This is a genomic window from Prolixibacteraceae bacterium (genome assembly GCA_019856515.1).
GTDB lineage: Bacteria > Bacteroidota > Bacteroidia > Bacteroidales > Prolixibacteraceae > Halosquirtibacter > Halosquirtibacter xylanolyticus.
In genome coordinates this window covers 3,033,849-3,056,575 of the sequence record CP082230.1, presented here as the reverse complement: position 1 = coordinate 3,056,575, position 22,727 = coordinate 3,033,849, and the positions used below count along the sequence as shown (strand labels likewise).

At 35.6% G+C, this 22,727-nt stretch carries 25 protein-coding genes and 4 tRNA genes; 10 read left to right on the top strand and 19 right to left on the bottom strand.

What is annotated here, in order from left to right; translation table 11 throughout:
• Window positions 1-46 precede the first annotated feature (46 nt).
• From K5X82_11125 to K5X82_11105, 5 genes are all read right to left on the bottom strand, one after another.
• Window positions 47-604 (bottom strand): hypothetical protein, encoded by a 558-nt coding sequence (locus K5X82_11125; protein ID QZT35846.1) that lies wholly within the window; start codon window positions 602-604, stop codon window positions 47-49.
• Window positions 605-622: 18 nt separating this feature from the next.
• On the bottom strand, window positions 623-1,207 hold the full coding sequence (locus K5X82_11120) for a hypothetical protein (protein ID QZT35845.1): 585 nt from the start codon (window positions 1,205-1,207) through the stop codon (window positions 623-625).
• Between the two features lie 63 nt (window positions 1,208-1,270).
• On the bottom strand, window positions 1,271-1,690 hold the full coding sequence (locus K5X82_11115; protein ID QZT35844.1) for a hypothetical protein: 420 nt from the start codon (window positions 1,688-1,690) through the stop codon (window positions 1,271-1,273).
• A 7-nt stretch (window positions 1,691-1,697) separates the two neighbouring features.
• Entirely contained in the window at window positions 1,698-2,120 is a 423-nt protein-coding gene (locus K5X82_11110) for a hypothetical protein (GenBank protein ID QZT35843.1), read from the bottom strand.
• 3 nt (window positions 2,121-2,123) lie between these two features.
• The gene (locus K5X82_11105; GenBank protein QZT35842.1) at window positions 2,124-2,708 is read right to left on the bottom strand and encodes a hypothetical protein; all 585 of its coding nucleotides are present in this window, start codon (window positions 2,706-2,708) and stop codon (window positions 2,124-2,126) included.
• Between the two features lie 421 nt (window positions 2,709-3,129).
• Here K5X82_11105 and mqnC point away from each other — a divergent pair, with 421 nt between their 5' ends.
• The 3 genes from mqnC (at window position 3,130) to K5X82_11090 (ending at window position 6,404) form a co-directional block, all read left to right on the top strand.
• On the top strand, window positions 3,130-4,242 hold the full coding sequence (gene mqnC / locus K5X82_11100; protein QZT35841.1) for a dehypoxanthine futalosine cyclase: 1,113 nt from the start codon (window positions 3,130-3,132) through the stop codon (window positions 4,240-4,242).
• A 377-nt stretch (window positions 4,243-4,619) separates the two neighbouring features.
• Window positions 4,620-5,360, top strand: a complete 741-nt coding sequence (locus tag K5X82_11095) for a PorT family protein (GenBank protein QZT35840.1) — start codon at window positions 4,620-4,622, stop codon at window positions 5,358-5,360.
• Between the two features lie 579 nt (window positions 5,361-5,939).
• Window positions 5,940-6,404, top strand: a complete 465-nt coding sequence (locus tag K5X82_11090; protein QZT35839.1) for a DNA starvation/stationary phase protection protein — start codon at window positions 5,940-5,942, stop codon at window positions 6,402-6,404.
• A 116-nt stretch (window positions 6,405-6,520) separates the two neighbouring features.
• Here the strand turns inward: K5X82_11090 and K5X82_11085 are convergent, their stop codons facing one another.
• From K5X82_11085 to K5X82_11065, 5 genes are all read right to left on the bottom strand, one after another.
• A complete protein-coding gene (locus tag K5X82_11085; protein QZT35838.1) occupies window positions 6,521-7,594 on the bottom strand; it encodes a DUF4837 family protein in 1,074 nt (357 codons plus the stop codon).
• Window positions 7,595-7,711: 117 nt separating this feature from the next.
• Window positions 7,712-7,876: a twin-arginine translocase TatA/TatE family subunit gene (locus K5X82_11080; protein ID QZT39122.1), complete on the bottom strand. Its 165-nt coding sequence runs from the start codon at window positions 7,874-7,876 to the stop codon at window positions 7,712-7,714.
• Between the two features lie 56 nt (window positions 7,877-7,932).
• Entirely contained in the window at window positions 7,933-9,255 is a 1,323-nt protein-coding gene (gene rseP / locus K5X82_11075; GenBank protein QZT35837.1) for an RIP metalloprotease RseP, read from the bottom strand.
• 3 nt (window positions 9,256-9,258) lie between these two features.
• A complete protein-coding gene (locus K5X82_11070) occupies window positions 9,259-10,428 on the bottom strand; it encodes a 1-deoxy-D-xylulose-5-phosphate reductoisomerase (GenBank protein QZT35836.1) in 1,170 nt (389 codons plus the stop codon).
• 31 nt (window positions 10,429-10,459) lie between these two features.
• The gene (locus K5X82_11065; GenBank protein QZT35835.1) at window positions 10,460-11,338 is read right to left on the bottom strand and encodes a M23 family metallopeptidase; all 879 of its coding nucleotides are present in this window, start codon (window positions 11,336-11,338) and stop codon (window positions 10,460-10,462) included.
• A 168-nt stretch (window positions 11,339-11,506) separates the two neighbouring features.
• On the opposite strand from K5X82_11065, the gene K5X82_11060 reads away from it, so the two are divergent.
• The 4 genes from K5X82_11060 to K5X82_11045 all read left to right on the top strand — a co-directional run bounded on the left by K5X82_11060 (window position 11,507) and on the right by K5X82_11045 (window position 11,966).
• A tRNA-Met gene (locus tag K5X82_11060) sits at window positions 11,507-11,579 on the top strand.
• A gap of 56 nt (window positions 11,580-11,635) precedes the next feature.
• Window positions 11,636-11,708 (top strand) — tRNA-Met (locus tag K5X82_11055).
• Window positions 11,709-11,764: 56 nt separating this feature from the next.
• Window positions 11,765-11,837: transfer RNA gene (locus K5X82_11050), tRNA-Met, on the top strand.
• A 56-nt stretch (window positions 11,838-11,893) separates the two neighbouring features.
• Window positions 11,894-11,966, top strand: a tRNA-Met gene (locus tag K5X82_11045).
• Between the two features lie 144 nt (window positions 11,967-12,110).
• Here K5X82_11045 and K5X82_11040 read toward each other — a convergent pair.
• From K5X82_11040 to K5X82_11020, 5 genes are all read right to left on the bottom strand, one after another.
• Entirely contained in the window at window positions 12,111-12,965 is an 855-nt protein-coding gene (locus tag K5X82_11040; GenBank protein QZT35834.1) for a methylated-DNA--[protein]-cysteine S-methyltransferase, read from the bottom strand.
• A 13-nt stretch (window positions 12,966-12,978) separates the two neighbouring features.
• The gene (locus tag K5X82_11035) at window positions 12,979-13,293 is read right to left on the bottom strand and encodes a hypothetical protein (protein ID QZT35833.1); all 315 of its coding nucleotides are present in this window, start codon (window positions 13,291-13,293) and stop codon (window positions 12,979-12,981) included.
• Window positions 13,294-13,353: 60 nt separating this feature from the next.
• Window positions 13,354-13,713 carry a hypothetical protein gene (locus K5X82_11030; protein QZT35832.1) on the bottom strand — a complete coding sequence of 120 codons (360 nt, stop codon included), beginning with the start codon at window positions 13,711-13,713 and terminating at the stop codon, window positions 13,354-13,356.
• A gap of 208 nt (window positions 13,714-13,921) precedes the next feature.
• A complete protein-coding gene (locus K5X82_11025) occupies window positions 13,922-15,193 on the bottom strand; it encodes a hypothetical protein (GenBank protein QZT35831.1) in 1,272 nt (423 codons plus the stop codon).
• Window positions 15,193-15,738, bottom strand: coding sequence for a sigma-70 family RNA polymerase sigma factor (locus K5X82_11020; protein ID QZT35830.1), 546 nt, complete (start codon window positions 15,736-15,738; stop codon window positions 15,193-15,195). Before K5X82_11020 ends, K5X82_11025 begins: the two co-directional genes overlap by 1 nt.
• A 251-nt stretch (window positions 15,739-15,989) precedes the next feature.
• Between K5X82_11020 and K5X82_11015 the strand changes: the two genes are divergently transcribed.
• Complete coding sequence (locus K5X82_11015; GenBank protein QZT35829.1) at window positions 15,990-17,012, top strand: hypothetical protein; 1,023 nt, start codon at window positions 15,990-15,992, stop codon at window positions 17,010-17,012.
• Window positions 17,013-17,087: 75 nt separating this feature from the next.
• Here K5X82_11015 and K5X82_11010 read toward each other — a convergent pair whose 3' ends face one another.
• The 4 genes from K5X82_11010 to yidD all read right to left on the bottom strand — a co-directional run bounded on the left by K5X82_11010 (window position 17,088) and on the right by yidD (window position 19,894).
• The gene (locus tag K5X82_11010; GenBank protein QZT35828.1) at window positions 17,088-17,903 is read right to left on the bottom strand and encodes a metal ABC transporter permease; all 816 of its coding nucleotides are present in this window, start codon (window positions 17,901-17,903) and stop codon (window positions 17,088-17,090) included.
• Complete coding sequence (locus tag K5X82_11005) at window positions 17,900-18,661, bottom strand: ABC transporter ATP-binding protein (GenBank protein QZT35827.1); 762 nt, start codon at window positions 18,659-18,661, stop codon at window positions 17,900-17,902. The genes K5X82_11010 and K5X82_11005 overlap by 4 nt, the downstream gene beginning before the upstream one ends.
• 19 nt (window positions 18,662-18,680) lie before the next feature.
• Complete coding sequence (locus tag K5X82_11000; protein ID QZT35826.1) at window positions 18,681-19,568, bottom strand: zinc ABC transporter substrate-binding protein; 888 nt, start codon at window positions 19,566-19,568, stop codon at window positions 18,681-18,683.
• A gap of 65 nt (window positions 19,569-19,633) precedes the next feature.
• Window positions 19,634-19,894, bottom strand: coding sequence for a membrane protein insertion efficiency factor YidD (gene yidD, locus K5X82_10995; GenBank protein ID QZT35825.1), 261 nt, complete (start codon window positions 19,892-19,894; stop codon window positions 19,634-19,636).
• Window positions 19,895-20,108: 214 nt separating this feature from the next.
• Between yidD and rlmN the strand changes: the two genes are divergently transcribed.
• Window positions 20,109-21,161: a 23S rRNA (adenine(2503)-C(2))-methyltransferase RlmN gene (gene rlmN / locus K5X82_10990; protein ID QZT35824.1), complete on the top strand. Its 1,053-nt coding sequence runs from the start codon at window positions 20,109-20,111 to the stop codon at window positions 21,159-21,161.
• Between the two features lie 173 nt (window positions 21,162-21,334).
• Window positions 21,335-22,726: a hypothetical protein gene (locus K5X82_10985; GenBank protein QZT35823.1), complete on the top strand. Its 1,392-nt coding sequence runs from the start codon at window positions 21,335-21,337 to the stop codon at window positions 22,724-22,726.
• The last annotated feature ends 1 nt before the right edge of the window (window position 22,727 follow it).

Sequence of the window (22,727 nt, the reverse complement as noted above, 5' to 3'; positions counted from 1 at the left end):
ATTATTTGGTTGTTATGATCTACTGTGGGTGTTCATACAATTGGTATTAATAGACTACGGAAACGAATGTGATTAATGCGGCAGTGGAAGATGCTATTCCTGCAAGTTGTGCATTTAACTTAGTTCTGCGCACGCTTTTACGGTATCCTTCTCGATATGCACTGTTTGAGATTTGATCAATATTTTTGGAGCCATTCATTAATCGTCTGTTTTTTTCTGGTTTGGGATTATAGATAAGAAGAGACCCTCCATATACCGTTGAGGTTAATACAAGACTTGAAATCATTGGACTTGCAATACCGATAATTGGTGTTGAAAAGCCAACTACAAATGGGACAAATTTACCGTTTTTGTACCTTCTAGCATCTTCCGTTCCGTGAAGATATTGCACGCAGTACTCTTTTAGAGCGATAGTATCCATTTCCGATCTATTTATGATAAGATGGGTTGGTATTTTGATCTTTAATTGATTGTATCGAACCTTGACCTTTTTCTTCTTCTGTTTGATCCACTCAATATTTAGTGATGTGTGTGTCGTAACTTTTCGTTTTGGGAAAGCTGTAAAACATAAGGATAGGAGTAGTATGGTGATAAGTGATTTCATCGATTTGATTGGTTTGGTTTAATGTTGTTTTTTTGATTGATATGGAATCATAAGTCCCATTGCGAGGTCTATTTTTAATGTAATCCCTTCTCTATAAAGTGTATGGTGGTTGGCATAGAACCAGCGTCCTTGTATGCCTGCTCTTGCTTCAATATAAAATTGGTTAACGATAAATCGTGTTCCATATTGAAATGTCCATGATAGACCATATGGGTTTGCCATGGACGCTTTAGAGGGGTCTTTAGGAAGGAAATACACCTTTTTATTCGATATGTTTTTGTATGCCACACAAAGGTCCACAAGAAAGAAATCAGAGGCGTTGTAGTCTGTTGGTATTTTAAAGCGCTCTCGTCTTAGGATGCCAAAATAATATCGATAGCCTATATGCAGTTCTGGAATAATGGTTTTGTATAAGATATTAAAGTTGAGCCCAGCATTTAAGTCTAATGTTCCTTTTTTTCCAACCTTGTGTTCTAAACCAATAGATGGATCAGCTAGAACATTTATCTTATAATAACTTGTTGTTCCTTGGGGTGTTTCTTTTTCTTGGGCTGATAGGTTCAAAGCCAAGAAGATCATAATGATGATAATTAGTTGTTTCATAGCTGGTCTTACATGGTGAAGAATGACATGATATATTTTGTGGTCATGTTGAAATGGTTTGGACTATTCTTTATATCTAACCAACTTGTTATTGCCATTTCGTAATGCTTCGAGAGATATCTCTTCATCATATGAGTAATAAAGGGTATCTTTCACAATTAAGTACACTTCGGTCATTTCAAATGGCGTATTATCAGTATTGACCCATCGTCTACCTCTATCAGGAACAGAGATGATGGTATTTCCTTTAGATCTCCAGAATTCTCTAATCGTCTTGTTTGAATATTGAAAACAGACTCCATCTTCTAAGTACTCTACAGTTACATATGCTTTCTTATTATTTTTATGAGCATAAGAATATGGTATCCATTTACCAATTAACGCAGGATCATGCTCTCCTTCTGCGTATGGGATGATTCTGTTATCCCATGATGCACAGGAACAGAATAGTATCAATAATATGATGATGGTTGTATTTTTCATTTTTACATTATTCTTTTACTTTGACATAGCAACCAAAGGTTTCCTTTAGCTCTTCGAAGGTCTCTTTGTAATAGATGAAGGGGTAAAGTGTATCCTTCTGTATGTGGTAGTATATTTCTCTTTTAGTGGGGCCATTGTTATTTATGATTTTACGACCTCTATTATTTAATATAGAAATCTTGTTGCCTTCTGTTTTCCAAAATCTTCTGTGTAAAAGTTTATGGTCGTAATAGAGATAATACATTCCTTCGGAAGTGTATATAACATAGCTCCCAATGGTTGGATCATTTCGGTATTCATAACTGACCCATTTGCCAATAAGTTCAGGGTTGTGTTCGCCTTCAATATATGGCGCGATATCATTATCCCATTGGGCACAAGAGAAAAGTGTAATTACGAACAGGACAGTAAGTATTATTTTTGATTTCATATATTATGGCTTTTTAGATTTGAAGGGAATGATGATACCGAAAGCGATGTCTAGTTTGCAAGTTATCTCTTCTGGGCTAGGAGGTTGTTCACTTGTATAGAACCAGCGTTGTTGTACGCCTAATCGTAATTCTAAATAGAGTAGTGGGTTAAAGAACGTTCTTGTTCCATATTGTAATGTCCATGACAAGCCAAAAGGATCTTGCATATAAGGTTTGCTTATCTCTTTGGGAATAAAATATAGATGTTCGGGGATTAAAGGTTTTGAAGCAAAACAGATGTCTGCAAGAAAGAAATCGGCACAGTTAAACTTGGTTCTTTTATTCATGCGTTCTCTTCGTAGAATGCTGTGATAGTATCGATACCCTATTCGTAATTCAGGAATAAGGGTACGGTAAAACACATTGATGTTAAACCCAGCAGTTATATCTAGAGCACCTTTGGTACCCAGTTTGTATTCTAGACCGAAATAAGGATCTTCTACAAAGTTTACTTTATAAAAACTTGAGGTTCCCTTTGATGCTTGTGTATCTTTTGCAGACAGAGAGAAAGCAAGGGAGATACAAATAATAGTGAATAGTTGTTTCATGTATAGGAATTGAAAGGATATTCTGATTTACGTTAGATATTGATCTATAATAAAGAATCTCATTTCTTAAATTTATCTCTATTGAAAGTGATTTGTGTATAAACATAATAATATGAGTTGCAATATATTTGTGTTGCATCGTTACATTATTGTTAATTAATGTTGTGTATTGTAATTGTTGATGGTGAATTTATTTTGAATTGCTATTTGTTGTGGTAGGAAACACTAGGACATCTAGCATGTTTTATGAAGATGTTGTTAAGATTTTAAAATAGAAGATTTTACACTCTTTTATTTTATCTGATATTTCAAATATGTACATTTGAGAAGTATAATTCAATGGGAATTCAACCCTATTTAAAAATAGGGTTGGTATTAACCCGAGTACGAGTTCTTGAAAAATAAATAGGTTTGTAAGCATATGGATAGAATAGCAATATATAATAAAGCGATAGCACTTCAGCCACTTACCGTGGAGGAAGGTCTGTTTCTTTATGAAGAGAGTCCATTGAGTGAGTTGAGTTATGTCGCTAATGAGATTCGTAAGAGATATCGTGACGATAATAAGGTTACATGGATTATAGATCGTAATGTTAACATTACGAATGTATGTGTCTCTAACTGCTCCTTCTGTAATTTTCATCGTAAGCTTAAAGATGAGGATACTTTCACTACAACTATTGATGAGTATGTGGAGAAAATAGAGGAGATGTTAAAGAGGGGTGGTAATCAACTCCTGCTTCAAGGAGGTATGCATCCAAAGTATGGGATTGAGTTCTATGAGGAGTTATACTCATCATTAAAATCGAGATATCCTGAGGTAAAACTTCACTCATTAGGTCCTCCAGAGATACACCATATTGCACGTAAGAGTCGTCTATCCTATCGCGATACTTTGGTTCGTTTAATGAAGGCAGGACTGGATAGCCTTCCTGGTGCAGGTGCGGAGATCTTATCTGATAGGGTTCGAAAGAAATTATCTCCAGGTAAGGCTACAACAGATCAGTGGTTAGATGTAATGAGGGAAGCCCATAAATTGAATATGGTAACCTCAGCTACGATGATGTTTGGCCATATCGAAACACTACAGGAGCGGGTTGAGCATCTTTTGAAATTAAGAGAGGTTCAAGCATCAAGGCCTGAAGGAAGTGATGGTTTTACGGCTTTTATTCCATGGACGGTCTATACGGAAGGAACTAAGTTAGCCGAGGAGTTTGATTGCAAGCCAATTACTCCAGCAAGCTACGTTCGTTTGATTGCGATGAGTCGTATTTTGTTGAATAATGTGCCTAATATTCAAGCTTCATGGTTGACTGTAGGAAAAGCAACAGCACAAGCTACGCTTTATGCAGGGGCGAATGATATGGGTTCCATAATGATTGAAGAGAATGTGGTCTCTTCTGCTGGTGCCAATTATCAGATGGATGCCGAAGGTATCCAAAAGGCCATTGTTGAAGCTGGGTTTATGCCTCAATTGCGTAACCAAGCGTATGAATATCAAGATATGCCCGAAGGGGTGGTTAACCTATCATAAAACAAACCATCGAGATATTACAGAAGTTGTGTCTCGATGGCTATCTTAGATTATACAAACTTAGGTTCGTATAACTCCAACTGCATATGTAGATAAGCTATATTCTCATATTCTATATGGTTTATCCTTCGTTAAGAAATATTCTCATCGGGGAAGTTATTTCCTCATCTTTGTGCCTTGTTTAACAAGATATATTTACATGGCCTTATAGCTTATTTCATAATTCAATTGCTATTTTACTCCTTGTTGATGATTCGTAGATAATTCATATGTAATGATGTGAACATTATGGTTTTGCAGTGTGTTTTACTGTAAGCCAAAGTTTCATTATACTGATTGATTCAAGATATTTAATCGGTTATCTAAGATTTATTACTATGAGAAATGTGATCTTAATATGTGTCTGTATATGTTCAAGTTTTATTGCTTCTGCTCAGGATAATATGGAGAGAGGTAAGATAACTTTAGGGCTACGTGTCGGAGTGAATGAGAGTTTCTACTATGTGTCTGGAAGTCCTGATGGAAGAATGAGAAATGGGCTTGTTGAGGGACTTTATATGAACTATGCATTGAGTGAAAAGTTTAGTCTTCAAACTGAGCTCTATTTTGTCCAAACAGGTAGTTTTGGTGCTACAGATATGAGTGGAACATATGAAGATTCATCTATGGATACCCCAATTTCATATGATTATACTTTAACGGGTGAATCCTCTTTTAAAAATAACTATTTGGCATTGCCTATACTTTTCTGTTATCACTTTGGAGATTCTCCATGGAAAGTATTTGGTGGGTTCCGTTTTGGACTCTTGCTGAGTAGTAACCATGATTGGGAAGGAGAGCTGGTCGTTATGGATGAACAGGGAGAGAATCTTGCTCCGAATGTCGTTATTGATAACCTGATATACGATAAGTATGAAAAGGTGGACTTTAAACAGATGGATTACTCTATATCGTTAGGTGTGCATTATAAGGTTCGGAATTTGCCTTTAGGGATTGATCTAAGAACTACGTATGGATTGAATGATGTGAACAAGAATACTACAGAAGAACATGATAATTGGATGAAGAATGGAGGAATACAATTCTCTGTAACATATGACTTGTGGAAGAGTAGGTAATGATATCAATCATGGCTTGTTCATAAAATAATTCATTTCCCTTTGCAATACCAATGCACTGAAAGTGCTAAGCTTTATAGCTGGTCAAATGTAGCAATTCCAATTCCATGGATCGGACTTACAGCCCTTATTCTTGGAGGGGTGTCTATACCCAGCGCTTCGCACTGGGCTATTAACTGTAGCGCCTTCAGTGCATTGTTGCAGCAAAAACAGATGCGTGATATTGAATAATTCGACCTGTTAATATCGGTCGTGGAGATCTCTTTTAATGATGTAAATGGATTATTTCTGATGACACTTTAATAATTACGACACTATATAATCTACTCCACTAGGCTTAAAAGCCTAGGCTATAGAATGATACCTCTTTAGGATATAGTCTGGCAGCTTCTCTTTTAATATGAAAAGCAGAGGCAAACTATGATTTTTAGAATGAGATGAGGTAGGCTTGTTTTCTTTTTACGAACAGTCCTTGTCTTAGGTATATAAGTTTTATTTATGATGACATAGTTATTATTGATTTGATTGTCAGGTAATTAGTGTTTATGTTTGTATCAGAAAATAATAAAAAAGAACGTTATGAATCGTATTGGATTAGTAGAAGCAGAAGCACAAGTCTTGGCAAAGCAATTGAATGATCTTTTAGCAAACTATCAGGTTTTTTATATGAACCTAAGAGGTTTTCATTGGAATATTAAAGGAGAAAAGTTCTTTGAACTACACGTGAAGTTTGAAGAGTTGTATAATGATACTATCGTGAAGGTAGATGAAATCGCAGAGAGGGTCTTGACGTTAGGAGCATCTCCATTGCATTCATTTTCTGCCTATATACAAGATTCAGAGATTAAAGAAGCTGTAGGGTTAGACGATGCTAAATCAACGGTAGAGTCAGTATTAGATGGTTTTGAAACATTGATTAGAAAGCAACGAGCTATTCTTACATTGAGCGATGAATATGGTGATGAAGGTACGAATGCGTTGATGAGTGATTATATTAGAGAGCAAGAGAAGTTGGTTTGGATGTATACTGCTTTCTTAGGGTAATAAGACTGATATTCATCAAGGATAAATATAATTCATAAAAGAGTCCCATTCCCTATACTTGAGTACAAGATATATGGGGATGGGATTCTTTTATGAATACAACCATTAAGGTGATATTATTTTGTTGGCTTCACAGTAATATCTACATTCATTTGATCGATTTTATTGTTAGCCATATCTAATTTCTTTTGGTATGGGAAACTTACGGACCTAAGAATAGCTTCTACTTGACGAAGAAGGTTTCTCTTATCCATCTTTGGAGAATAGAGATATCCATCGACTGTTATAATACGTTTTTTAATGACGTCTAATACAGAGATACTAACCCATGGTCCTCCCATAAAGTCTCCTTCTACTTTCCAAAGTCCTCTCAACTCTTTGGCGTAATTTCCATTTAATTTGAATACACGACTTAGGGTCTCGATTCTTTTTTCAGTTGTCATAAAAGAGTGTGGAGCAGGTCCTTCAACATTAGCTTTAAGTATAGAATCACGCATGGCAACAAGGTTCTCCACTTTAAACTGGCTTTCGTCTGTATATGGAGTACTCCATACAAATACACCTTGACTTGTTTCTCTTGATTCGTATCTAATCCAACTAAAGTTTGGAACATCTTTTGCTATCTGGAACCCTTTAGGGAAGTTCATGTTGATGTTATATTTCTTTAATAGGTATTTTCCTACTGGTTTGTTTCGGAAAGTCTCTTTGCTGTAGGTGTCCATCAGTATACCATATTCGGCACGAAGATAATAGCTTAGAATCTTTCTTTGGTTTTTGGTGAAAAGATCGATAAGCTCCTTCTCTGATTTTGCCTTTAGGTGAATTACCGTCTGTGGAGTGGACCATACATCTTTCGCAAAAGAGATTTGATTTTTCTCTAGACGATCGTCCACTTTTACGAGTAGAATATTTCTAGTGGTACGGAATATGTCAGTAAAACCTTGATTTGGGATATTGATCACATCCAACACTGGTTCGTCTTGTGGAAGGCTAGGTACAGGTTGAGCAAGAAATTCACGAATGCTTGTTCCTGCTGGTCCATTCCATATATTATCAGGAACAACTACAACTAGGCTACCTGGCTTACCAGTCGCTTTCTTCATCAGTTTCTTACTTCCGCCGCCGCAGGAACTTAATCCAATGATCAGTGTGATGACAGTTAAAAATTGAAATATTCTATTCTTTTTCATATCAATAAGGGTATGATGGTAAAACTCTAATATTTGATCTACTCCTCTAAATATAGCAAAAAAAAAGGACCCTATAAAGGATCGCTTTTTTTTACATCGTTGGGTTTCCCCTATGAATTATTTCTTCTCGTCTTCTTTCTTTTCAGCATCGTCTTCCTTGGTCTCATTTTTAAACTCTTTCAACCCTTTGCCAACGCCTCTCATTAGTTCTGGAATCTTTTTTCCACCAAAGAGAACTAATATAACAAGTGCTATGATGAAGATCTCCTGACCTCCAAACATGCCTAATATTACACCGTGATTCATAATGCTAGTATATTTAGTGTGAGATAATGTTTTTAATTAAATATCAACTTAATGATGTCATTTCCATTCGCATAAAGTAGCAGTGCTAGTAGAATAAACATTCCAGCTGTTTGTGCATACTCAAGGAACTTTTCGTTTGGCTTCCTTCTTGTAATGATCTCAAAAAGAAGGAACAGTACGTGTCCTCCATCTAACGCAGGAATAGGTAGTATGTTCATTACAGCAAGTATGATGGATAGAAGTGCTGTCATATTCCAGAAGCTATACCAATCCCAGTATGTAGGGAATATCTTACCAATTGAAATAAAACCACCAACACTTTTGTAGGCTCCTGTGTCAGGGTTGCCCATCAACTTCAGCTGTTTTAAGTAGTTGACAATAGAATTTTTACCTCTCTCCATTCCTCTTGGAATAGACTCAAAGAAACTATAATGAATGGTTGCTAATTCGAAATCGTAGCTGCTAAACTGTACTCCAATAAATCCTTTGTCATTAACCTTTAGCATTGACTCTTTCTCTTGCCCGTCATGGTTAAATTCAACCACTACATCTTTACCAGCATTCTCTTTAAAATAGGATTGTACTTGATCAATATATTGAAATCTATTATTGTCAACCGAGATGATTTTGTCTTCCAAATCTAGTCCAGCATTACGAGCTGCCGAGTTTTTTGCAAAAGCATCAATAGTTCCATCAAATGGTCTTCTTGGATATACAAATGAAGTTTTAGAAGAGATAAGTTTTGCAATGGTATTAGATGGAATGTCTAGTGTTACTAGTTCACCATCTCTTTTAACGGTCAGCTTTTGTGCATCTTCAAGAAGTATGAATTGATTAATTTGAGAAAATCGATCAATTTTTGTTCCATCAATAGAGATAATTTTATCGCCATCATGGATACCAACTTCTTTAGAGATCTCTGTTGTTTGGACTCCATATTTAACGTTGTCGTTAGGAAGATAGCTTTCACCCCATACATAACTCATTGCAGTGTATATGACACAAGCAAGTATTACGTTGTTAAGAACACCACCAATCATGACAAGAAGACGTTGCCATGCCGGCTTAGATCTAAATTCCCACGGCTGAGGCTCTTGCTTCATCTGCTCTTTGTCCATCGACTCATCGATCATCCCGGAGATCTTAACATACCCTCCAAGAGGAAGCCATCCAATACCATACTCTGTCTCTCCAATTTTCTTTTTGAAGATAGAGAAGTACGGATCAAAGAAAAGATAGAATTTTTCTACCCTACATTTGAATAATTTTGCAAACATAAAGTGTCCAAACTCGTGGATAATTACCAATAGTGATAAACTAAGAAGGAGTTGTGCAACTCTTACAAATATTTCCATGTGTTATATTGTTCTTTTTTTTATTAACTCAATTGCCATCTCTCTTGCGACTTTATCTGTTTCAATATAATCATCAAGAGTGGGTTTGGCAATATAAGAAATTTTTTCCATCACAAGCTCATTGACTTTAGGCATACCTAAGAATGAGATCTCATTGTTTAAGAATGCTTTTACTACAATCTCGTTGGCAGCATTCAATGCACAGGCTTTATTCCCTCCTTCATCCATTGCTTGATATGCTAGACGTAGGTTGGAAAATGTTTCCATATCAGGAGCCGAAAATGTTAAATTCGGATAGTCCATGAAATTGAAACGTTCGAAAGAGGTCTTATATCTCTCTGGATATGTTAAAGCATATTGAATTGGAAGTTTCATATCTGGTAAACCCATTTGTGCTTTCATTGATCCGTCTTCGAACTGAACAAGTGAGTGTACGATACTTTGAGGGTGCACGATGACTTTTATTTGGTCTGGAGTTAAGTCAAATAGCCATTTGGCTTCAATGACTTCAAAACCTTTGTTCATCATGGTAGCCGAATCGATCGATATCTTTGCTCCCATATCCCAATTGGGATGTTTTAATGCATCTTTTGCTGTAACATGTTTCAGCTCATCTCTTGTTTTTCCTAAGAAAGGACCTCCTGAACAAGTAAGATATATCTGTTCAATAGGATTTAGATGTTCTCCCGTTAGACATTGAAATATGGCTGAGTGTTCTGAGTCAACAGGAAGGATGGCAACTTGATGTTGTTTCACCTTCTCGTTAATTAGATCTCCTGCAACTACTAATGTCTCTTTATTGGCCAAAGCAATGGGTTTATTTGCTTCAATGGCACGGATCGTTGGAATAAGTCCAGCATATCCTACCATGGCTGTCACCACAATATCAATGGAGTCCATTTGAACAACCTGTTCTAATGCATCAGATCCAGCGTATACTTTTATATCGTGGCTGAATAGAGCATCGTCAACTTCTTTATATTTTTCTTCATTGGCTATTACAACACAATTGGGCTTATATTTGATTGCTTGAGCAATTAACTCTTTTGCGCTATTGTTTGCTGTGATTACTTCAACGGAGAATTTATCGGGATGGTGATCTACAACTTCTAGTGTCTGTGTACCGATGGACCCAGTAGATCCTAATATGGCTATTTTTTTTATTGTTGTCACGTTGTTAATTTTATTCTTCAATGTTCAATGGTTATTCGAAATGGATGTATAGTTGAGGATCTACAGCTACGCCTTTATACCATAGTTCGAATGATAAGAAAGGTAACTCTTTCTTACGTTTTCTATTTCCAATAATGGCAATGGCTTCCCCTGCTCTCACCTTATCTCCTACTTTCTTGAGTAGCTCTTCATTGTGTCGATAAACTGAAATAATGTTATTGTCATGTTGGATTTGAATGACATATTTGTCGTCAACTGTATAACCAGAAAAGACCACAGTACCATCTAAAGTAGAAAAAATAGTTGATCCTTTAGGTGCAGTCAGCTGAACACCATATTGATGTTTCTGTATGTCATATGTAGATGTTATTTTTCCTTTAAGAGGAGAAAACAGTAGTACACTACCTAGTACCATATGGCTATTATTTCCATCTTTAAAAGAAAGATTCTCTTTATCTTCTTTGATCTTCTCATTAAAGATAGAGTCATGGTTGAATTTCTTAAATTTTATACTGTCGATCTTTACTACAGTGTCTAATTTGTTATTCTGAACGACCTCCACGGGATCATCACCTGCAAGCATACGTCTAAAATCACGGAAATATTTGTCTCGAATAGCAATTTCATGCTCAAGAGAGTCTACAGCCAACGTATTCTCTATAATTTCATTTCTTAAATCGTCTGATGGGAATCCTGGAATAAACTCTCTGATAGGAGTGAATGCAATAAGTGCAATCGAAGCAGAGGCTATAAAGATGATTAAAAGGATAACTAATAGATAAAATCGACGAAGGCTAAAACGTAATTGCCTAACAGCATGATAAGTAATGTCATGATATACTACAACCCTATAGTGATCTTTTAGCTTGTCTCTGAATTTTTTTGGTGCTTTATTGTTTGTATCGTTCATAAATTCAAACTATCGTTATACTGCAAAGGTAATAGAATTTCGTCGTTTATAGTTGTTTAGTTGATAGGAATCGTGTCAAAAGATGTTGCGAATATGACGAAGAAATGAAAAAAAGAGTAGATGTGTTTGGGGAATTACATAAAAGCCCTATATTTGCAACCGCAATATCGCGGGGTAGAGCAGTTGGTAGCTCGTCGGGCTCATAACCCGGAGGTCGCAGGTTCGAGTCCTGTCTCCGCTACTTAGAGAAATGAAGATGTTCAACGTCGGAGCACTTCAAAGTAGCAAACAATATATCGCGGGGTAGAGCAGCTGGTAGCTCGTCGGGCTCATAACCCGGAGGTCGCAGGTTCGAGTCCTGTCTCCGCTACTTAGAGAAATGAAGATGTTCAAAGTCGGAGCACTTCAGAGTAGCAAACAATATATCGCGGGGTAGAGCAGCTGGTAGCTCGTCGGGCTCATAACCCGGAGGTCGCAGGTTCGAGTCCTGTCTCCGCTACTTAGAGAAATGAAGATGTTCAAGGTCGGAGCACTTCAGAGTAGCAAATAATATATCGCGGGGTAGAGCAGTTGGTAGCTCGTCGGGCTCATAACCCGGAGGTCGCAGGTTCGAGTCCTGTCTCCGCTACTTATTTAAAACGAATTGTGGTTTCACAGTTCGTTTTTTTTGTCTTTACATTTTGAATCATTACACCTAAAAAGTATGATGATTTATTCCAATAGACCTTCTTGTGTCAAAATAGATTGTATGTTAGGTCTTCAGATTGAACTGTTACTCTATATCAGAGACTATTTTTGACGCCTCCCAACCAATAATGGCCTTCTTTCTAATTGGGTCCCAATGGTAGCCCCCAATTTGTCCAGATTTCTGAATAACTCTATGACACGGAATCAGGTAGGCAATCGGATTATTTCCAATAGCAGTACCTACTGCTCTAGAAGCCTTGGGTAGGTTTATTGCCTCTGCAATACCTCCATAGGTCAAGAGTGCACCATAAGGGATGGTCAACAATGCTTCCCATACTTTTAATTGAAAATCAGTTCCTTTTAAGTGAAGTTTAATTTCTCTTATTCGACTCCAATTACTTTGGAATATCTGTAGTGCATCTAATTGTAGTGGATCTAATTGATGAAGATAAGAAGCATTTGGGAACCTTTTCTTTAAGGCCTCTAATCCTGTGTCTATTTCATCTACAAAAGACAAATTACAAACACCTTTATTGGTAGAAGCGATAAATATATTTCCAAATGGCGTTTCAGATAAGCTATATTTTATTGAGAGGTTTGCTCCATTGTTTTTATACTCACCAGGGGTCATTCCTTCGATTGATATAAATAGATCGTGAAGTCTACTCGTACTTGAGAGCCCCGTTTCGTAAGCGGTGTCAAAGAGGCTTAAGTTATTTTGCTTGATTAGATTTTTTGCATACTCTAAGCTGATGAACTTAAGGTATTTCTTAGGACTTATACCGACCCAATCTTTAAAAAGTCGTTGAAAGTGGAATGGGCTCATGTTTATATGCTCCGCAATAATATCTAACGAAGGTTGTTCTTTGAAGTTTTTATCAATAAAGGCTAAGGTATCAGCTATTTTATCGAAATGATATTTATTTGATTTTAGATCCATCTTTATTCATCTGTTATTTGTCGTTAAAGCATAACTTATTGCCAATTCTAATCAATGATGAGATAAACTCTTCTAGATCACTGGGTATTGTTTTATGATTCACAATGCAAGCTTTGATACAGTAGTTCCCATCAAGAATTGTCGAGGATGGTGATGCAATACCTTTTTCCTGAAGAGTGATAATGATTTCAGCAGCTTTTGTAATACAACTATGTGTTTCTTCAGAGCAATATAGAACTAATTTGTCATTTTCTCCTAATAGACCATTATCTCTTACTGAATTAGAGAACGAATTTCTAGCAACAGTTAGTCCTGTAATATTAGCCATGGAACCTCCGTTGAGAAGAACTCTTGAAGCCTCTGTTTACACCACTTTACTACTTGCTTGTCAATGTACATAGCAGCGTGTTCCCCAATAGTTACATTGGGATTCATCGTTGCGGCTAACATTTCTGCGAAAGCTCCTGTTATAGTGCCAGAACAGTGGATATATATTCCCTTTAGGGTAAGGAAGTATGTAATGTTTAAATTCATCGTAGACCTCTTCTAGGGGTGTAGGGTCTTTGGGTATATCTTCTTCTAAATGAGTTTTTACATCATCTGGTATTTTATTCCATGACGGAGTGGTAGGTATATCTTGTAGATATTCGATCATATCATCGATCATCTGATATCCTATTTCTCTGGTTTTATCCCAATCTTGAGGGTCTAAACTTTTAATATTATTCACTTTAGTAATCTTTTTCATCGTGACAATATTAACTTGTGAAGTTCACTTTTACAATCCGATTCTTGCTGAAATAGATCTATGGTCCTAATCACTACAGTTATATCAATCTTTCATATGTTGTTTGTGTATCGTGAATGAAAGATTGAATAGATAAAAAAAGGCCCATACCACATTTGTGGCATAGGCCCAACCAGCCTGTTTACTAGGCATTGAAGATTGATTATTTTTAAAACTTAAAGCAGACAGATAGTGCTGAATTTATATTTATCACATGATACTGTTCTAGAATCTGTTCATACTCACCATTTAATGATAATCCCATTGTGATGGTTTTATTAACATTATAGAAGAACGTTGACCCCAAAGACATAGATGGGGACCATGGTTGCTCTTTTGTATGATCTAATGTTATAGGTTCATCAAGATATCTAAGGCTCATTTTTGTATCATGCTTTAACTTGTAACCCAATCCGATGTTTCCATGGATGTCGATGTACCACTTGGGAGATTGTATAATTAAATAGTTGATTCCTACTCTTCCATGTAGCATGGTAATATCACGATTAATGTATTCTTCTTTTGTTTCATAGCTTCCGAGGTTACTATTAAGTGTAAGGTTTTGGTATTTAAATGAGGAAATAAAATCAATCTTTTTTGATAGTTTATAACCAATATCTACAGTTAAATCATAGTTGTGCCCCCAAGGATTGGAGGTGGTTTTATCTGATTTATCCCCACTAATAAGTAGTTTTGAAATACCATAAGAGGTGGAGAGTCGTACTTTTATCTTTTTATTTCTATGTTTTTGTTCGTCTAACGTCTCTGTTTGAGTATTCGTTTGAGATGAACTGGGTAGATCAAAACATATTGCATCTTTAGGTGAAGATGAGGTGAGTTCAATATCTCGATGTGAAATAGTATTCGGTAGTTCTTTGGTGGTGAGCACTTCGGTATGACTTGGGTATTCTGAGAAATTATTTGTTGAATAAGTATCTTTGGATTGAACACTATCCTTTATTTCAGATTTTTGTAATTGTACAGCATCAAGAAAATGAATAACCTTATTGTCTAATTTAGTTTTTTGAGTGTGTTGTTGAATACCTGCTTTCTGTTGTGGGGCGATTGTTGATGTGTTAGTATCTAAATGTATCTCTTCCATTAGAGAGACTTTATTGACAATGGAGTCCTGTATTATGTGGCGGTCGATATTATTGAGGACTTCACTTTGGTGTGATGTTGAGGCAAGGTAACTACTTGTTGCAACCACAGCTGTCGTTCCTGTAGAGATAGCTGCACCAACAATAATATTTTTGGTGCCAAGTGTTCCGATCTTAACCAATCCTTTTTTAATTGTAGATGACAGAGTCTTTGTAGATAACGCACTTTTTACGCTACCCGTAGTCTGTTTCATAATACTTTTAGTAACCGTACTAGAAACAGGAGCATTAAAGCCTTTTGCTTTTGCTCGTAGAAGATTTTCGAAGTTTAATTCTGCCATTACTTATTCTCTGTGACGTTTTGTATTATAATCTTTTGAAAAGCTTTTTTTGCTTTATGGTATTGTGATCTAGAAGTTGCTTCTTTAATATCTAGCATCTCTCCGATCTCCTTGTGAGAATATGATTCCATTGCATAAAGGTTGATAATAGTTTTATACCCTTCAGGGAGTTCATTCATTAATGATATAATATCACTAATGTCTAGGTGTTCTAGAATATGGTTTGATTCGGCTTCTTCTTCTATTGATATATCAATCTCTTTTTCATCTATTGATATATTAAGTTGTCTTTTTTTTATCGTATTTAGTGCTGTATTAATTACAATTCTTTTGCCCCATGCCTCAAATAGAGATTGATCCTTCAACTTATCTAGATTCTGAAATATCTTGATAAATGCTTCCTGTAAAATGTCATTTGCTTCATCTTCTGAAGAAGCATAACGCCGACAAATACCAGCAAATGTTGGTGAATAATTTTTGTATAACTTACTAAATGCACGTTGGTCATTACCAAGACATTTATTAATCAATCTTTTAATCTCCATTAATGTGAAATAGGTAAAAACAGTATGTTTTAATATATGACTACGATTTGTTCAAAACGTTGCTTGAAAAACTACTTTTTTTAAATGAAATAATATGAATCGATAATGTTGAATTTTTCTCATCGTTTAAGGTCTTGAATTATAGGGTATTATTGTCTGGCAGTGTTTTTTGTTTAAGATAAGAGGCAACGAATTCAATAAGTTATACTCTTTAGGAGTAGAAAAACATTAAAAATAATAAAATATCAATTATGAACTTAATTAAGAATTTAACTCTAATATCGGTAATTACATTAGGAGTATTTACAAGTTGTAAGGATAGCAATAGCGAAACGCCAAAGTCAGTATTGGAAACACAATTGGAAACACAGTTAGATAAGACATATGTGGTTCCAAAAGATGCAGAAGAAATCAAAGGTAGTAATGGTGAAAGTACGTCTTGTAAAATTACCTATTACCAAGGGGATAAAAAAGTAGGAGAAAAAGATTGCTATAAGGATAACTTCACCGTTGAGGATAAAACAGTGAACTATGAGATCAAAGACGGTAAGTTTAATGTACAAAAAACATCATCTAAACGTACTGTGCTTAACGAATCATATGATGTATCATACAATGTGAATGGATCATTGAAGATCAATGACACAGATTTCAAAGTAAGGTTGAAAGATGGGAGTATGATTCTTTATTTCGACACAAAATCTTTGCAGAGTGTGATGGATATTCTTTTGGTAACATTAGACAAGGCCTTTGTAAAAACCCTAAAAGTAGAAGGTAATATTTCTGGAGTGGGGCAGATTACAATCAAATATTCGACTTCTAGTTCTTCAAGTAATGCTATTGAAGTGACGGCATCAGAATTAGTGGATACATTTATGTTTTTTAGTAAACGAAAAGAAGATTTTCCAAAGTTTGGTAATTATTCTTTATTCAATACAATAAGAGTAACAGCTGATGTGAAGAAATATCAATTGTTGACTTACAATATTTACCCAGGAGCTAAAAATGAGGAGTGTAATGTTGAAATTACAGATCAGTCATTTGATGTTTCTTCTATAAATAATAAGAATGTACGTGATTTGTTTTCGGCAATGTTTAATAGGACAGAGTACACTTTTAAAGGGCGTAGTTTAACGATTAGTCGTATTGAACATGAATCGGCAGATGAATATAAACTATTAGTTTATGGAACATCGAATGGAGCAGATGTAAATTTCTACATTGATGCTTCAAAAGACAACGAAGGTTCATGGTTAAATCCTAGTGCGAGCTAATTTATAATATAGTTTCTATGATTAAAAGAGAAGAGTTTTTTGAGACAGACAATCTCTTCTCTTTTTTGTTAATAATTAAGATCTTACCCTACTCTTTAGATAATAAAATGCTTGAACCAAGATGAAGATAACAATTTCACTAATGATAATAGATGAGCCAGAAGGAATGTCTAATAGATAAGACATATATAGCCCACTAAATATACCTAAGAAGCCAATCCATATAGAGTGGATCATCATATATCCTAATTGATGCGTAAACTTCTGAGCAGTTGCTTGTGGAATTGTCATTAATGAGATAACTAAAATAATCCCAGATATTCGGATATTGACAACAATGGTTAAAGCCATAATAATGGCAATAGTGTAGTTGATCCATTTTACTGGTAATCTCAATGTTTTAGCATACGACTCATCAAAGGCTATAGCGGTAATTACTCGATGAAAAAAAGTAAAGAATGTGATCATTAAGAGCGTTACTCCTGCCATCCAGTAGATATCCGTCATCGTGACCGTAAGGATGTCACCGAAAAGGTAACTCATTAAATCGGGTGCGTATCCAGGAGTTAGGGATACGAGTAGAATACCTATGGCCATTCCTGCAGCCCAGATCATTCCAATTGCAGAATCTTCTCTTATGTGTGATTTTGATCTTATATATTCAACAATACAAGCTGATAGCATTGCAAATACTCCTGCTCCATATAATGGATTGAATCCCATAAGATATCCAAGTCCTACTCCACCAAAGGAGGCATGGGTTATTCCACCACTAATAAAAACCATTCTTTTGGCCACAATATAGGAGCCAACAATACCACAAGATATTGAAGCAAAAATTGCGGCGATTAAGGCATTTTGGAAAAAATCATATGAAAAAAGATCTATCATGATGTAGGGGTGTCGTTATGGTCTTTGAGTAGAGTTAATGGAGTGTTGCTATGATAAAGGAATGATGCAGGACATTTTTCATACCCTTCTTGTTTTTCTATACCATGAAAATGTAGTGTTTTATTGACACAGGCTACTTTCTTCACATATCTCGTTACGGTGCCAATGTCATGTGAAACCATAAGTATGGCCATCTTTTTGTTTAACTGACTAAGCTTTTCATATAACTCTTGTTCAAATATGGTATCGACATAAGTATTAGGCTCATCTAGAATAAGTAGTTGTGGGTGGTTAATGAGTGATCTACAAAGAAAAACTCGCTGTAGTTGACCTCCAGATAGGTTTCCAATACTTTGTTGTGCAAATGGAGCGACCCCCATCTCCTCTAAAAGGGTCATGGCTTCTAATTTAATCTCTTTCGTTATGCTTTTAAATAATCTTTGTGAGGTCAATTTACCAGATAATACCACATCAAGAACAGAGATGGGAAATGAGCGATCGATTTGATTAATTTGAGGTAAATACCCAAAGATATTACTGTCCATTTGGGTATTCCATCTAATCTCTCCTTTTGTCGGTGTAATGAGCCCTACAATTGTTTTTATCAACGTAGTTTTACCTCCCCCATTCGGTCCAATAATCGCAGTAAAATCATTGTCATAGACTTTTAGGTTGATGCTATTGATGATAATCTTTCCATCATATCCAGAGGATACATTGTCTAGTTCAAGTAATAATCTTTTCTGTTCTTTTTCCAATGCGCTATATTTAGTTCGATTATTTATTTGACAAAGAGATCGCCTCTCCAATTTCCCTCATTACTTCTGGCCAATTATAGCCAAGAGGATTAATGACAACTACTTTTCCATTAATCTCCTTTGCGATAATCTTTGCACTAGAGCTACTAAATTCTTTTTGTACTAATATGGATTGAATATTCTCTTTCTTAGCTAACTCAACAAAATGAGTGAGTTGCTTAAGAGAAGGTTTCTTTCCTTCAAACTCTATCGCTTCTTGATGAAGATGATACTCCGAAGATAGATATCCTAGAACGGGATGAAAGATCAGAAATGCCTGATGGGGATGACCTTCAAACATCTTATCTAGATCACTCTTAACCCCTTCAATCGTGGACAAGAGATTTTTAAAATTTTTACGGTAAAAACTTTTATTAGCTGGGTCAAATTGCAATATGCCTTCGTAGATGTTTGTAGCTATGATTTTTGCTGTTTTAGGAGCTAACCATATATGTGGATCTGTTCCATAATGCACATGATCACCGTGTTGATGAGCTAGTGTTTGTTTTGGGACACCAATACTACAGTTGATTAATTCTGTCCCAGGATGCGCAGCTTGCCATTCGCTCCCCCACCTGTTTTCATAGGTTAGTGGTCCAACTTTAAAGAAACCCATCGCATTTTCTAATTCAGCGATTTGTTTGGATGAAGGTGCAAAAGTCTCTGGGCTACTTCCTGGTGGAACTAGAACCTTAACATCAAAGCGATCTTTTACAATTTGATCGACAAAGTATTTTAATGGTTGAATACTAACATATAGTATCTGCTTGGTATTACCTTGATTCGTATCCTGTACTCTTTTGTTTGGCTTACAACTCGTAATTAATGAGAGGGTTGCTATAATCGCAAATATATATATTGTCTTCATCTAGTATGTCTTCAGTTGGTGTTTGAGAAAATAGTGTCATTAATAAGCCGCCATATTAGATGACATTATCTGTTCTTTTTAACTGGAGGGACTGGATCGTATCCATGTGTTCCCCAAGGATGACATTTACTCAAACGCTTTATTGTTAAATATAGCCCTTTAAAAGGACCATGCTTTGTAAGTGCTTCTAATGCATATGCCGAACAAGTTGGATTGTGTCTACAAGAAGGAGGCGTCATTGGTGAGATCACACTTCTGTAGAAATAGATTGGTAATTTAAGCAGTTTAATTGCTAAACTACGAACTATCTGAGTATAGTTTTTCATTGTCATATGCTTTAGACTACCCAAAATTAGCGATATTGTCTTATTTAGAAAAATTCTAGTTGTCTGTTTTTTCAAAAAAAATGTTTCATTTACATGAATAGTGATTATACGAAGCAATGAAAAGAGATATATGTCTCTTTTTCTTATAGTTTAGCTATCTTTGTACCATAAAGATCTCATAATCTTTATCTATTAGTTTACTTGTTAGAGAATAATGGAAAATCAGAATCAAATAAAGGATAAATTATATGGGAAGACTCTGTCTGAACTTCAAGATATTGTAGGTCAGCATGGTTTTCCAAAGTTTACTGCAAAGCAGATAGCAGAGTGGTTGTATCAGAAGAGTGCAAACTCTTTTGAACAGATGACCAATTTGTCTAAAAAGGCAAGACAAGTACTTGGTGATACTTATGAAATCGGGTTAGATGCTTATTCTGATCGTAAAGAGAGTGTCGACGGAACGAAGAAGTATCTTTTCCAAGTAGGAGAACATAAGTATATTGAGACGGCTATGATTCCAGATGGCGAACGTATTACTGTCTGTGTGTCATCACAAGTGGGGTGTAAAATGAACTGTCTATTTTGTATGACAGGAAAACAGGGATTTCAACAACACCTGACAACAAATCAGATTCTTAATCAACTGAGAATGATTGATGAATGGGGAGCTATTACCAATATTGTTTATATGGGTATGGGTGAACCTATGGATAATATTGATTCCGTTCTAAAAAGCCTTGAGATTATTACTGCGGATTGGGGATTCGGAATGAGTCCTAAGAGAGTCAATGTATCCACGGTAGGAGTCATTCCTAGCTTGAGACGTTTCTTAGATGAAAGTAAATGTCACCTTGCAATAAGTCTTCATTCTCCCTATGATGAAGAGAGGGCAAAAATTATGCCTGTACAGAAAGCCTATAAGATTGAAGATGTTTTAAGCTTGGTTAAACAGTATGATTTTGCAGGCCAACGAAGGGTCTCATTTGAGTATATTGTGTTTACAGGTTTAAATGATACACCTAAACACGCTAGAGCGATTGTAGCCTTGCTAAAAGGGCTACAGTGTAGAATGAATCTTATTCGATTCCATGAAATACCCGATACCCCATTAAAGGGAACAGACGAAGGCAGGTTACAAGCATTTAAAGATATTCTTAACGAAAAAGGTTTACTCACAACCATTCGAGCAAGTCGAGGTGAGGATATTTATGCTGCATGTGGACTTTTAAGTACAAAGAAGTTGGTTGAGACAAAGGGTGAGAATTAGATCGCTTTTTTATTATAAAATTACTCTAAGCATTGAATGATGGAAGGATACTTCTAGAATTCAATGCTTTTTTTATGTATTACGGATCGAAGAATGTATATTCATGTTATAGAATTTTAGAGGTTTGTTATGTAAATTAGCAACCTTATTACATACTGAGTAAATTAGATCCTATGATATTCTCAAAAAAAATATCCTACTTTTTAACCACTTTAGTTTTCATTCTTTTACTATTCTCTTCTTGTGTCTCAAAGAGAATGTACAAGAAAGGGTTAACGTTGGAGAAAGCCAATATGCCCATTGAAGCCGCGGAATATTATCGCATATCATTAATTAAGAATTCTAAAAATGTTGATGCTAGAATCGCTTTGAAAAGAACGGGACAACTCGTCCTAAACGATTACTTAAATACATTTTATGAATTGTATAAAAAACAAGAAAATGAGCGTGCTGTGGATAAATATGAACAGTTGGTTCAATATCATAAACATCTAATTGGATTAGGGGTAAGGCTCAACTTCGATGATAAGTCTAAGAGTTATTATGAAGAGGTGAAAGATGCATTCATTTCTGAGTCATATCAAAGAGGGATAAAAGAGTTAGATGATGAAAATTTTGCCAAAGCAGCGTCTATCTTGAGTAAAATATATAGGTTAAACCCCAAATATCGTGAAGTAAAAGAGAAACGAAGAGTCGCAATATATGAGCCAATCTTCCGTAATGGGCAACAGCTTTTAATGGAGGGAGCTCCACGAAATGCTTACTATACATTTAATAAGATATTGAAGGAGACAGGTGATTATAAAGATTCAAAAATTCTCAAAGAGGAAGCGTTAGAACAAGCGACAATAACGATGGTTGTAACCCCATGTACCCATGTGGGAGCAATGGGTCGTGATGCTGGTTCTATTCGTCCTATGGTTACCGATTATATACAAAGAAAGAAGTTGCCATTTTTTAAGGTTAAGTTAGATCCTAAAGAGGCTTTCTTTCATTTAGATATGTCTGAGTATGTAAAATATGTTCATGGAATAGGTGCCAATACAATTCTAAAGATAAGGTTGTTGGATGTCTATTATGGAGAAAGTGACTTAGAAAGAACCTATAAGTGTGCCTATACAAAGACATATGAGAAGTATAAAGATGAAAATGGAGAAGAGAAAAAACGAGCAATATACCACAAACATTACTATCGTGAATATAGAGCAAGCTCTGTATTTAGGTATGGATATCAATATTCGTTAATATCGACTACTACAGGAGAAGTATTACATACGGATAGTCGAAAGGCCACAATGAAAGATCGAATCATCTTTGCAAGATATAAGGGAGATTATAGACACCTCATCCCAGGCTATTTTGAAGATAAAAATAAAGATACCGATAGTGATTCTGTCTCAGACAACGATTATGCGATCAAAAAGCTAAGAGTATTGTTTAATCAAAGAGATCAATTAGTTCCTGTTCAAGAGATGCGTAAAAAGGCAATCCAAGATATATCACAGAGAATAGCAAATGGTGTTTGTGAATATAATGGAGACAAACAGGTTGTTCTAGAAAATTAAA